Source organism: Bradyrhizobium sp. AC87j1 (genome assembly GCF_002936975.1).
GTDB classification, from domain to species: Bacteria; Pseudomonadota; Alphaproteobacteria; order Rhizobiales; family Xanthobacteraceae; genus Bradyrhizobium; species Bradyrhizobium shewense.
The window spans coordinates 1-12,058 of record NZ_PTFE01000035.1; the positions used below are offsets into that span (position 1 = coordinate 1).

8 protein-coding genes are annotated in these 12,058 nt (G+C 65.0%); 4 read left to right on the forward strand and 4 right to left on the reverse strand.

What is annotated here, in order from left to right; translation table 11 throughout:
- Nucleotides 1-16 precede the first annotated feature (16 nt).
- Nucleotides 17-3,268 carry an AsmA family protein gene (locus tag CV770_RS19265; RefSeq protein ID WP_245453795.1) on the reverse strand — a complete coding sequence of 1,084 codons (3,252 nt, stop codon included), beginning with the start codon at nt 3,266-3,268 and terminating at the stop codon, nt 17-19.
- 142 nt (nt 3,269-3,410) lie between these two features.
- Entirely contained in the window at nt 3,411-4,640 is a 1,230-nt protein-coding gene (locus tag CV770_RS19270) for a cytochrome P450 (RefSeq protein ID WP_104463428.1), read from the reverse strand.
- A gap of 128 nt (nt 4,641-4,768) precedes the next feature.
- On the opposite strand from CV770_RS19270, the gene CV770_RS19275 reads away from it, so the two are divergent.
- The 3 genes from CV770_RS19275 to CV770_RS19285 all read left to right on the forward strand — a co-directional run bounded on the left by CV770_RS19275 (nt 4,769) and on the right by CV770_RS19285 (nt 9,311).
- Nucleotides 4,769-5,380: a TetR/AcrR family transcriptional regulator gene (locus CV770_RS19275; RefSeq protein ID WP_104463429.1), complete on the forward strand. Its 612-nt coding sequence runs from the start codon at nt 4,769-4,771 to the stop codon at nt 5,378-5,380.
- 117 nt (nt 5,381-5,497) lie between these two features.
- On the forward strand, nt 5,498-5,896 hold the full coding sequence (locus CV770_RS19280; RefSeq protein WP_091961891.1) for a YybH family protein: 399 nt from the start codon (nt 5,498-5,500) through the stop codon (nt 5,894-5,896).
- Between the two features lie 43 nt (nt 5,897-5,939).
- Nucleotides 5,940-9,311: an adenylate/guanylate cyclase domain-containing protein gene (locus CV770_RS19285; protein ID WP_104463430.1), complete on the forward strand. Its 3,372-nt coding sequence runs from the start codon at nt 5,940-5,942 to the stop codon at nt 9,309-9,311.
- Here the strand turns inward: CV770_RS19285 and CV770_RS44235 are convergent.
- The gene (locus tag CV770_RS44235; RefSeq protein WP_502693604.1) at nt 9,308-9,619 is read right to left on the reverse strand and encodes a hypothetical protein; all 312 of its coding nucleotides are present in this window, start codon (nt 9,617-9,619) and stop codon (nt 9,308-9,310) included. The two genes, CV770_RS19285 and CV770_RS44235, sit on opposite strands and share 4 nt — an antisense overlap.
- Nucleotides 9,620-9,915: 296 nt before the next feature.
- Here CV770_RS44235 and CV770_RS19295 point away from each other — a divergent pair, with 296 nt between their 5' ends.
- The gene (locus CV770_RS19295; RefSeq protein WP_104463469.1) at nt 9,916-10,842 is read left to right on the forward strand and encodes a catalase; all 927 of its coding nucleotides are present in this window, start codon (nt 9,916-9,918) and stop codon (nt 10,840-10,842) included.
- Between the two features lie 22 nt (nt 10,843-10,864).
- Here CV770_RS19295 and CV770_RS19300 read toward each other — a convergent pair whose 3' ends face one another.
- Nucleotides 10,865-11,797: a helix-turn-helix domain-containing protein gene (locus CV770_RS19300; protein WP_091961535.1), complete on the reverse strand. Its 933-nt coding sequence runs from the start codon at nt 11,795-11,797 to the stop codon at nt 10,865-10,867.
- Nucleotides 11,798-12,058 lie beyond the last annotated feature (261 nt).

Consider the following 12,058-nt stretch of genomic DNA (forward strand, 5'->3'; position numbering starts at 1 on the left):
CCATCGTCTCCGGCGGCTACGACATCCCCGCCGACCAGGCCGACATCCGCGCCAGCCTGACGCCGATCATGACCGGCCTCTCCGGCGGGGCGCCGGAGAGGCCGGTCATGATCGGCGTCAGGCTGGCGCGGATGTCGGCCTGGTCGGCGGGGATGTCGTAGCCGCCGGAGACGATGGCGCGGGCGTTCTTCGCTTCCAGCGGCGTCGCGCCGACGCGCAAGCGTCCGTCGCGGATCGTGAACGGGATCTGCGCCGAGGCCACCGCGATCGGCGCGGCGGCAAGCGCGGGCTCGACCAGCTGGCGCAGGCGGTTGTCGTCGGCGACCTGGCCACCGTCGCTGGCGCGGATGGCGATCTCGAAAGCGCGCGGATTGAGGCCGCCGATTTCCGCGGAGTCCAGCGTCACCGTGCCGTTGCCGGCGAGCGCACCGGTGAGTGCCGCGACGCTGCGGCCCTGGCTGGTCAGCGCCATCTGCACCGTGGCGCGCCCCTTCGGCAGCGCGAGATCGCGGTAGCGCAGCGTCGTCGCATCGACATTGCTGAGATCGATGCGCGCGTTCAGCGCAAGACCATTCGCGCCGTTGCGTGCGTCGAAGCTCGCCGACATCTCGCCGCCACTGAGGCCGCCCTTCAGTGCATCGAGCGCGAGCGACTGACCGTCGCTTCGAAGCGTGCCGCCGAATGGGCGCAGCTCGATGCCACCGGGCAACATCCCGCGCAGCGCCTGGAAAGCGATGCGGCCGCGCCAGCCGCCCAACAACCCCGCACTCAGCGGCTCGCCGGACTCATGTCCCGTCGCGCCGATCGCCATCGCCAGCGCCGGCGCCAGATCGAGCGTATCGAGGCCGACTTCGCCGTCGACGCTCTTTTCCTGATCGAGCCTTAGCGCCAGATGACCGCGCAAATGCGAGCCGGCCGCATTGCCGTCGAGATCGTCGAAAGTCAGGCGGTTGCCGGAGAGCGTGAGGCGGGAGGACAGGCTGACGGCCTGCATCGATTTGTCGGCCGGGCTGGTCCCGAACAGCGGCGCCAGATTGGCGCTGCGCACGCGCAGGTTCACGCTGGCTTTCGGCTCCGACAATTCGACGCTGCCCTGCGCATCGGCGTCCAGCCCGCCGCCGCTGAGCTTGGCGTTCAATTGCAGCGGCCGCCGCCACGCTCCGGTCAGCTTGCCTTCGAATTGCGAAGCGCCCTCGCCTGCAGCCACCACGCGATCGAGCCCGAGCAGCACCAGCAGCGCGCCGGCCTGCGGCGTCGATACCTTCGAGTCCAGCGTGAAGTCGCTGTTGCGCAATTTGTCCATGTCGATACCGTTGACCGCCGCCACCGGCGTCTGCGCAGCCAGCGTCGCGGTGGCCTTGAGCTGCGGCGCGTCGAGATCGAGCACGGCGCGGGCATTGCCGCGATCGGCATGCTCGGCATTCCTGTCGAGACTGAGATCGAGCTTGAGGCGGGTCGCGCCTGGCAATGACGGCATGGCATCGAAGCGCGCGCGCACGGCCGGCGCAAACGGCTCGATCAGCGCGGTGAGCTCGCGCAGCGAATTTGCCGACGATTTCAGCGCGAGCTTGCCGGTGGCTTTGGTGCGGTCGAAGCTGCCGCTCGCCTCCGTGGTCACGCCGCTGGCCTGGCCGAAGCGCAGCTGCTCCAGCGACAGCGATGCCGGGCCGTAACCGAGCTTTGCCGCGAATGGCCGCAGCTCCTGGCCGGCGGAGATCGCGCGGCCGATATCGAGCGAGAGTTTTGCCTCTTCCGGCCATTCGCCTTGCGGCCCCGCAAGCGCGCGCACGAAGCTCGCAGCGGCATCGAGGTCGAGACGGTCGGCCTTCAGCTCGGCGTCGATCCGCGAGCCCTTGCTCGCGCCTGTTTGCACGAAGGCGATGCGGCCCTCGACGGCGCCGCCTTCGATGTCGGCCTTCAGCCTGTCGATGGCGAGATGGTTGGCGGCGATGGTCACGTTGCCGGCAAGGCGTAGCGGCCGCGTGCTGCGGCGGTTGATCTCGCTGCGGCCCTGCAGCCAGGCCACCAGCGCGTCAGGATCGGAGGATTCGATGCTGAGACGGCCGCTGAAGCTGTCGGCGCCCGGAGCTGCACCGTTGAGCGAGAGCTGCGTCATGCCGGGCGCGCGCAGCTCGAGCCGCTGGAAGGTCCAGGACCTTCCATCGGTCTGAAGCTCGGCCGCGATGTTCTGCAGCGGGCGGCCGCCGAGCATGATCTGGTCGGAGTTGAACTCGATCTGCGCCGGGATTGGCGCCTGCGGAATTGCAGCTAACCCCGCGCGCAGCGCCGGCAGGATGCGGAGCGGCTCGGCATCATCCTTGCCCGCGAGCTTGTCGGCATCGACCTGGCGCGCCGACAGCACCGCGCGCAGCAGCGGCGAGGCGCCGAATTTGAGGTCGCCGACGCCGCCGAGCTTCAGCGCATTGTCTTCAGCGCCGAAGTTCGCGTCGATCTGCTCGAACTTCGCGCCGGCCGGATCCGCCCTAAGCTTGGTCGTGAGCTTCCACGGCGTCGGACCCGCCTCGCCCGCCTTCTTGACCGCCGGCACGGCCAGCGTCAGCGCACCGTCGAATTTCGGCAGGCGGTTGTCGAAGGCGAGCACGCCTTCGAGATCGGCGAGGATGGCGCGCTCGCCGGGATCGATGTTGAGGTGGAGACGGGTGGCGCTGCCGTCGGCGCTCGGCCCGGAGGAGACGCGGAACGGATAGCGCACCCCGCCGGCGGTGAATCTTCCGTCGCCGCGCACCGAGCCCGCGAGTGAGCGGACGTCGCCGGCGAAGGCGATGTCGTTCAGCTCCAGCGTCGAGCGGCTGGCGGCATCGTGGAGCGCAATGCGGCCGGTGAGATTCAGCCGCTCGATGGCGAGCGACGCCAGATTGAAGGTGCCGCTCGCGGTGGAGGGCAAATCGACCCGCCCCCGGGCATCGAGGCCGAGATCGACCGCCATGCCGCCCACCGAAAGCTCGGTGGCGCGCCATTCGCCGCGCATCAATGAGCCCAGGCTGAACTCGACGTCGAGCTTGTCGGCGCGCAGGCGGCCAAGATCGTTATTGCCGCCGAAGGTGACCTGGCGCAGCCGCAGCGTCGGCGCCGGCAGCAGCCGCGCGTCGAGCTCGCCCGCGACCCGCACCGGCACGCCGATGATCTTGCCAGCCTCCGCCTCGAACTGGGGCCTGAACTGGTTCCAGTCGACGTAGTAAGGCCCGATCAGCGCGGCCAGCAGCGCAATAATGAAGGCAATCGCCAATCCGAGCAGCGTCGTCTGCACGGGTCTCCCCTCGGCCAAACCGGCATCCGGACCAAACCCTGGCCTTAGTGGACTTCAGGCGTGCCGGAACAGCCCCTTATATAGGGGGAAGTGTGGCGAAGTCACAGCGACTGTTGCGCGCGGAGGTTAACGCCGGGGCGCCTCACCAGCTCGCCGGTAGCCGCTTCAGGCCGCGTAGCACGAAGGTCGGCCGCCATTCGGGGTTTTCGACGTCGTCGATGCGCAAATCGGGTAGCCGCCGCAGCAGCGTGGCAATGGCGATCTCGGCCTCGATGCGCGCCAATTGGGCACCCAGGCAGAAATGGATGCCGCCGCCGAACGACAACGGTTTCACGTTCTGGCGGGTGACATCGAGCCGGTCGGGCCGATCAGGATAGACCGCGGGATCGCGGTTGGCGGAGCCGAGCAGGCACAGCACGGTCTCGCCCTTGGGGATCCTCTTGCCGCCGAGATCCTCGATCTCCTCCAGCGCGACGCGTCCGGTCATCTGCACCGAGGAATCGTAGCGCAAAAATTCCTCGATCGCGCCTGCCATCAGCTCGGGGCGCGCCTTGAGCAGCGCAAGCTGGTCCGGATTGCGGTGGAGCGCGAGCAGGCCGTTGCCGATGAGATTGACGGTGGTCTCGTGGCCGGCGCCGAACAAGAGGATGATGTTGGCGGTCAGCTCCTCGTTGGTGAGCTTGTTGCCGTCCTCCTCGGCCTGCACGAGCTGGGTGGTGAGATCATCCCCGGGATTTTTGCGGCGCAGCTCGAACAGCTGCTGGAAATACATCTGCGCCATCAGGTTGCCCTCGTTGCCCTTCCTGATCTCCTCGGCAGTGAGCGGCACGGGGTCGAGAAGCCGCCCGCCGTCACGCGAGCTCTTGTAGAAGACCTCGCGATGGTCCTCGGGGATGCCGAGCATCTCGCAGATGATGGTCACGGGCAGGCGGAAGGCGAAATCCTCGATCAGGTCCATGTGGCCGCGGTCGATCACGGCATCGATAGCCTGGTCGACGATCTCTTGGATGCGCGGCCGCATGTCCTCGACGCGGCGGGCGGTGAAGGCCTTCACGACGAGGCCGCGCAGGCGGGTGTGGTCGGGCGGATCGGCCTGCAGCATCCAGTGGCTCATGCTGCGGAACACCGGCTCGTCCATGATGGCGGCGCTATATCGGCGCTTGGAGCGCTCGACGAAATCCTTGCCGAAGCGCTTGTCGCGCATCACGAGGCTGACGTCGGCGTGGCGACTGGTGACGAACTGGCCGAACGGCGTCACGTGGATCGGATCGTTCGTGCGCAGCCGTTCATAGTGCGGATAGGGATCGCGGATGAAGTCCGGCGACAGCGGGTTGAACAGCGGTCCGCCGGCGCCTTGCACGTGCTCGTTCATGGTGACCTCAATCGGTTGCCGATGACACGAATACGCCGATCGCAGCCCCACTGCCCGGCGTAACCATCCCTGAATTATCAACTCGATACATTATTGTATCGAGTTGCATTCTGCCCTAACCTCGTCCGATGTCAAGGGTGAGAACCAGGCCGACCAGGGACGATACGCGCGACAAATTGTTCGAGGCGGCCGCGCGCGTGTTCGAGGAGGACGGCATCGGCGGCGCCAGCATCGAGGCGATCGCGGCGGCGGCAGGCTTCACCCGCGGCGCGTTCTATTCCAACTTCAAGAGCAAGGACGAGCTGATCATCGCCATGCTCGAGGACCATGTCGAGCAGTCGATCCGGCGCAACCTCGACATCCTCGCCCAGCACCACAATCTCGACGACTTCATCGCGGCGTTGAAGGCGATGGACCGCTCGCGGCAAGATCCCCTCGCCCGTTCGCCGCTTCTGCACATCGAGATGATCCTGTTTGTCGCGCGCGCCGAGAAGCGCCGTCCCGAGCTCGCCAAGCGCCTGCGCGCCCGGCGCAAGCTGGTGGCCGACATCGTCGAGGCCACGTTGAAGAGCAAGGCGAGCGGCGGCAATCTGAACCCGCCCTGGATTGCCTCCGTCGTACTGGCGCTGGAAGACGGCTTTCGGCTGCACCGGCTGATCGATCCCGAGACGACGCCAGCGGATAGCTTCTTGCGCGCGATCACGGATTTGCGGCGGAGGACGGGGCTGGCGTCGGAGTGAAAGCTACTGGGGCGTGTGTGCTCATACGCCGCTGGTTCCCCACATTCCGGGATTTCCCCACGGCTCAGTTGGAGTATGATCCGTCGGTCACTAGGGCTAACCCTGAGGGAGGGAATCATGACGAACTTGGCCCCCTCAACGAGCTTCGACGTCAGAGCCGAGATTACCGCGGCTTATGCCGCCTGGGATTCGGCATTCAACAAAGCTGACGCAAAAGCAGTCGCGAGAGCCTATGTTTCGAATGCCAAAGTGCTGCCTCCGACCCATCAAATCATTTCGGGTCCGGCAGAGATCGAGAATTTCTTCGCTGGGCTTTTTTCGAGCGGATTCGTCAATCACAACCTGACGATCATAGATGCGGGTGGAGACGAGAAGGTCGTCTACGGCACGGCGAGATGGAGCGCCAACGGCAAGGGAGCGGATGGGTCCCGCCAAGCTGCCGGCGGGATTGCTACGCACGTGTTTGAGCGTCAGGCGGACGGTTCGCTGAAGCTGAGGTTGCACACCTTCAACTAAGCCGGCCGTACGCCTCACCGGACACCAGGCGAGGAGGCGTCGCGTGAACATCGCGGAATGGCTTCATGGTCTTGGGCTGGAGCGCTACGCCCAGGCCTTCCACGATGCGGAAGTCACGCCTGAGGTCCTGCCAGAGCTGACCGAGGATGACCTGCGGGAACTTGGCTTGCCACTCGGCCCGCGCAAGACGGTGCTGAAGGCGATTCACGCTCTCGCTCTGTCGAGCGGTCCCACACCTGTGGAGGTTCGTGCCTCGGCGGGACAGCCAAAATTTCCACTGCCGTCGGAAGCAGACCGGCGGCAGCTCACGGTCATGTTTGTCGATCTGGTCGGCTCGACTGCGCTCTCCTCGGGACGTGATCCTGAGGAGTTGAGAGATCTGATACAGGCCTACCACAACACCGTGGCGAGCGAGATCACCCGGTTCGAGGGCCACGTTGCCAAGTTCCTGGGCGACGGCGTTCTCGCTTACTTCGGCTGGCCGCGGGCGCATGAAGATGAGGCGGAGCGTGCAGTTCGCGCCGGGCTTCGGATATCCAAGGCGGTCGCGGCCCTTACCGAGCCGACTGGTGCGGCACTCGCCGCTCGCGTTGGCATCGCGACGGGTCTCGTTGTCGTCGGCGAACTGATTGGCGAGGGAGAAGCGCGCGAGCGGTCGGTCATTGGAGAGACACCAAATCTGGCCGCCCGCCTGCAAGGGCTCGCCGAACCCGGCGGCGTTGTCATCGCCGATTCAACGCGCCGCCTTATCGGAGACGCCTTCATATACCACGACCTGGGGACGGTGCCTCTCAAGGGTTTCCCTGGACCGGTGCAGGCGTGGCTCGTCATGGGTGAGGGCGCGGCCGAGAGTCGATTTGACGCCCAGCACGGGATGTCGACGACCGCGCTGGTCGGGCGCGACCAGGAACTCGCACTTCTGTTGGACCGCTGGGAACAGGCGAACGGGCGAGAGGGACAGATCGTCCTGCTCGGCGGCGAACCCGGCATCGGCAAATCCCACCTAGTGCGCGCGCTGCGCGACCGGCTCGCAGGCGTGCCGCACACACGGCTGAGCCATTTCTGTTCGCCATTCCATACCAACAGCGCCCTTTATCCGATCGTTGGGCTCCTTGAACGTGCAGCGAGAATACGGCGAGAGGACCCTTCCAAAGAACAGCTCGATAACCTCGAGGCGATGCTCACACTTGCGACAGACGACGTGCGTGCGAGCGCGCCGGTTCTCGCGGACCTGTTGGCCATCCCGACGGGCGAGCGCTACTCTCCGCTGGAGCTTAGTCCACACCAAAAGAAGGAGCGAACGTTCCAGGCTCTGTTGGAGCAGATAAAGGGCTTGGCGGCAAAGCAACCGGTTCTTGCCATTTACGAGGACGTCCACTGGGCCGATCCCACCACGCTCGAACTCATTGATCGGGCTGTTGACGAGGTGCAGCGGCACTCGATCCTGATGATCGTTACTTTCCGACCGGAATTCGTCCCGCGCTGGACGGCGCATGGACACGTGGCGGCACTCTTTTTGAGCCGGCTGGGGCGCAGGCAAGGTACTGCCGTGGTCGACCGGATCACCGGCGGCAAACTGCTTCCGCAGGAGGTGCTCGATCAGATCCTGGCCAAGACGGACGGTGTGCCCTTGTTCGTCGAGGAGCTCACCAAGACCGTCCTCGAATCCGGGCTGCTCAGGGATCGGGGGAGCCGCTATGAGCTGATAGGCCCGTTGCCCCCGCTGGCGATTCCGACAACGCTCCAGGATTCGTTGATGGCTCGTCTTGACCGGTTGGCACCCGTCAAGGAGGTCGCGCAGATCGCGGCCTGCATTGGGCGTGAGTTTGGACATAACCTTTTGAAAGCAGTAACGCCGCTCGGTGAAGATGCCCTCCAGCTCGCGATCAATGAGCTCCTGGACGCGGAACTCATCTTCCGACGTGGAGTGCCTCCGGATATCGGCTACAGCTTCAAGCATGCGCTGGTCCAGGACATCGCGCATGAGAGCCTCTTGAAGAGCAAGCGACAGCAGATCCACACGCGTATCGCCGCAGCTCTCAAAGAACATTATCCTGCCCGTGCGGAGATGGAGCCGGAGACGATAGCCTTGCATCTCGCAGAGGCCGGGCTGGCGGCCAACGCGGTCGGCTATTGGCTGCAGGCCGGCCGGAACGCCGCGGGGCGTTCGGCCAATCTCGAAGCGATCACTCATCTCTCAAGAGGGCTGGAGGCACTCAAGGCCTGTCCGGAAGGGCCGGAGCGGGATCGCCATGAACTCGCGCTCCAGACGGCAATTGGAGGTCCGCTGATCGCCATTCATGGCTACACGGCCCCCCAGCTTGGCACGGCCTTCAGCAGGGCTCATGCGCTCTGTTACGAACTCGATGACACGAATGCTTTGTTCGCTACGCTTAGCGGCAAGTATATTTTCCATTTCGTGAGAGGCGACTACGGAGCCATGCAGAGCCTGGCTGCCGAGGCTCGCCTCGCCGCCGAGCGCACCAAGGACATGGCACTGGAATTGGGCGCGCATCGTTTGGCGGCTCTCACAGCCATGCACGCCGGTGACTTTCTGACGGCCCGCGCCGAGTTCGAGACGATCTTAAGCCGCTATGACCCGGACGCCCATCGGCCAGCGCCTGTGCACTATGTCCATGACCCGAAGGCCTCCGCGCTGCCCTACATGGCGATCGTGCTTTGGATCCTCGGCTACCCCGATCAGGCCCTGAGAACAAGCCGTGCGGCGTTTGAGTACGCTGCGGAGCTGAACCAGACGAACCTTACCGCCCACGTCGCGGTCTATGGCGGAGCGGGACCTGCGGAGCTGATGGGGGACGTGGCGGCCGCGCGTGCGCACGCAGACGCCATCGTCGACCTCGCCGATCAGCACAGCTTGAACTACTGGCGGCTGAGCGGCCTCATCCTTCGGGGGTGGGCCATGGCGCAGGAAGGCGACGCGGAGGGTGGCTTGGCGCTCATGCGCCGAGGGTTGAACGATCGCGGCGGGCTCGGAGCCAGTTGGTACCAGGTCCGGTACTTGTGCATGTTGGCATCAACCTGTTTGCGACTCGGTGACGGCGAGAAAGGGCTTACTGCGCTGGCAGAGGCAAAGGATCTCGCCGCGTGCCACGACGAACATATCTGGGAGGCAGAGATTGCATGCATCGGTGGCGAACTGCGGCGCATTCGTGGAGCTCCAGCCGATGAGGTCGAGGCTTATTTGCAAACTGCACTTGATGTCGCACGCAGGCAAAGCGCGCGGTCGTTCGAGCTGCGCGCGGCCATGAGTCTGGCTCGGCTTTGGCGCGACGAAGGCAGGCTTGTCGAAGCGCGGGCTCTCCTTGCCTCAACGTACGGATGGTTTACGGAAGGCTTCGAAACGTCCGACCTCCTTGCCGCCAAGACACTCACCGCAGAACTGGCTAAGCTTTAGTGCTTGTTTCGTTCGGTGACGCGATATAGCAGCCGCAGTACGTGATGCCTGTGCCGAACGGCAGAGATGAATATGATCTGCAGGGCGGCTGTTGGTAAAGCCTCCGCTTCCTCTGCTGACGAGCGGCAGGCGCCGGCTTCACCCGCGGCGCGTTCTATTCGAACTTCAAGAGCAAGGACGAGCTGATCATCGCCATGCTCGAGGACCATGTAACGCAGTCGATCCGGCGCAACCTCGACATCCTCGCCCAGCACGACAATCTCGACGACTTTATCGCGGCGTTGAAAGCGATGGACCGCACGCGGCAAGATCCCCTCGCCCGTTCGCCGCTCCTGCACATGGAGATGATCCTGTTCGTCGCGCGCGCCGAGAAGCGCCGCCCGAGACGACGCCGGCGGATAGCTTCTTGCGCGCGATCACGGATTTGCGGCGGAGGACGGGGCTGGCGTCGGACACGGGGGCGTCTTCATAGATCGCGGTGGCCCCGAGCAAGCGAGTCGCGAGATTTGTCGCAGGATCGGACAAGGCCCGCCCGCTTTGGGAAAGAAGCTCGATCCGCCCTGCGCCACAAACGAGTGCCATCGTTCGAACCCAGGGTTTCGTCCTGCCTCAGTTCCCCAGCGGCGCTGCGACGCCAACGTCTATTGTCGATGCCCTGAAGGCGGTTGCCGGGCTTCCGCCAAAGGCGCGGGCGAGCTTTTCCTGGGGCCAATGCGTTCGCGGCACCTACTCCCCGTCGCATCAGGCCAAGGAGATCACCAAATCCCGCAGTTTCACCAAGCCGTCCCGGGTGCTTGCGCGGTTCTCGGCGGACGGCTGCACGCCGGATGCGGTGGTCACTGGCAGGTGCTCGCTGCGGGGCTTCAGCTACCGGCTCGGCAGCGAGGGGCAGCGCTCCGCGATATTCACCCAGAGCGCGCCGGTTCATTTCGCCAGAACACTCGACCAGATGCTGGCATTCCTCCAGGCGCGCATGCCGGGACCGGACGGCAAGCAGGACATGGCGCAGGTCGAGGCATTCTCCGCCGCCAATCCCGAAACGCTGCACCAGGCAAGCTACCTTGCCGTGCATCCGCCGCCCGCAAGCCTTGCGTGCACGACCTATTGGGGCGTGCACGCCTTTCCCGCGACGAACGCAAAGGGCGAGACACGGTTCATCAAATTCAAGGTCGCGCCGGTCGGCGAGGAAGGCAGGCCGCCCGAGGATGCGGCAACAGCCGAGTTCACCGGCTTTCTGCGCGGCGAGCTGGAAGCCCGGATCAGGGCACGCGATGTCAGGTTCAGCGTGCTGGCGCTGCTCGACCAGCCCGGCGCCCCCGTCATGGACGTGACCAACCGTTGGCCCGATGAGGATGCGCGCGAAGCGGTACGCCTCGGAACGATCGTGATCACGGGCACAGAATCAAACGAGGCGTGCGACGGCTCCGCGTTCAATCCGGCCAATCTGGCCGAAGGTATCGGCCACCCGCCGGACGAGATGTTTGCAGCGCGTCGCGCCGCCTATGCCATCTCTCAGGCAAGGCGCCGTTGAGCGGAAGGCGTCTTGAGCCCGATCACGTTTCGCTTTCCGGCACGCCCTGCGCCTCGCGGCGCCACATTCCCGGGCTGATGCCGACCACAGAGGAAAATACCCGGGTGAAGTGGCTTTGATTGGCGAACCCGGCCGATATCGCAATCTCCGCCAGCGACAGGTCGCGCACCGTCATCAATTGCTTGGCCGTGTCCACGCGCTGGCGCAGCAGCCATTGGTGCGGCGGCAGGCCGGTGGAGACGCGAAATGCACGCGAAAAATGACTGACGGAGAGATCGAACTCGGCTGCGATCTTGTCCAGTGAAAGCTTTCCACGGAGATCGGATTCCAGCTTCTCGCAAGCCCGCTTGATCTGCCATGGGGCAAGGCCGCCGCGCGCCGGCTCGGCGGCGCACCGCAATCCGCCGTAGGTCGTCGCAACATGCGCGGCGAGCGCGAGCATCATGTGGTCGATGAAGAGCTGGTTGGCCTCATCAGGCTGGCGCAATGCCGCCAGGAACGATGCGCCGAGATGGCGGATCGTCATATCGTCATGGCCGACGCCGGGCTGGTAGGCGAGTTCGCCGATCCGTGGCGCGCCGCCTTGCCTCGCCATGTCGTCCAACACCGAACGGGGCAGATGGAAGAACAGAGAATGGAAAGGCTTGTCGATCACGTAGCACGGATCGCGTTTCAGGTCGTACAGATAGGTGGCGCCGGCGCGGATATCGCTCTTGGTTACGCAACGACCGCGCTCCCAGCACTCGCACTCGGCGAAATCGCGAAATTTGAGGCTGACGAGATAGGCGTCCTCCGAGGGCATCGAATCGGAAAGACGCGGCATGGGATGGTCATCCCGGGTTTCGGTGACGGCGAGCTCGGCGCTGCGCAGCGAACGCGTGACCAGCGTGGGCGGCGCATCTTTCAAATGCAGAAATCGTTCGACCTTCTGCGCGAAGGCAGCTGCCTGTGTCATGGCGGGAATCTCGGGCGTGATCTCGTATGAGAGGAGACTTGGGAGCGCGGCGCCATCGCCAAATCACCCCCGATTATCCGACATCGCCAAGCGACGGTCCAGACCAGCGGCTCGGAGCGACAGCCGTGTGACGGCCCGCCGCATTTATTGCCTCAGACCGCCTTTCACGAGCAATTTCAACGGGTTTTGATACCTCTCGCGCAATCCCGGTTCAGTGCCTCGGTAAGCGCATCGCCGGCCCATCGTGCGTTTGTGAAAGCG

Excerpts from the sequence above, each read along its gene's own strand:
- CV770_RS19270 (WP_104463428.1), bottom strand. The coding sequence starts at position 4,640 with ATGAACGAGCACGTGCAAGGCGCCGGCGGACCGCTGTTCAACCCGCTG.
- CV770_RS19300 (WP_091961535.1), bottom strand. The coding sequence starts at position 11,797 with ATGACACAGGCAGCTGCCTTCGCGCAGAAGGTCGAACGATTTCTGCAT.
- CV770_RS19280 (WP_091961891.1), top strand. The coding sequence starts at position 5,498 with ATGACGAACTTGGCCCCCTCAACGAGCTTCGACGTCAGAGCCGAGATT.
- CV770_RS19275 (WP_104463429.1), top strand. The coding sequence starts at position 4,769 with ATGTCAAGGGTGAGAACCAGGCCGACCAGGGACGATACGCGCGACAAA.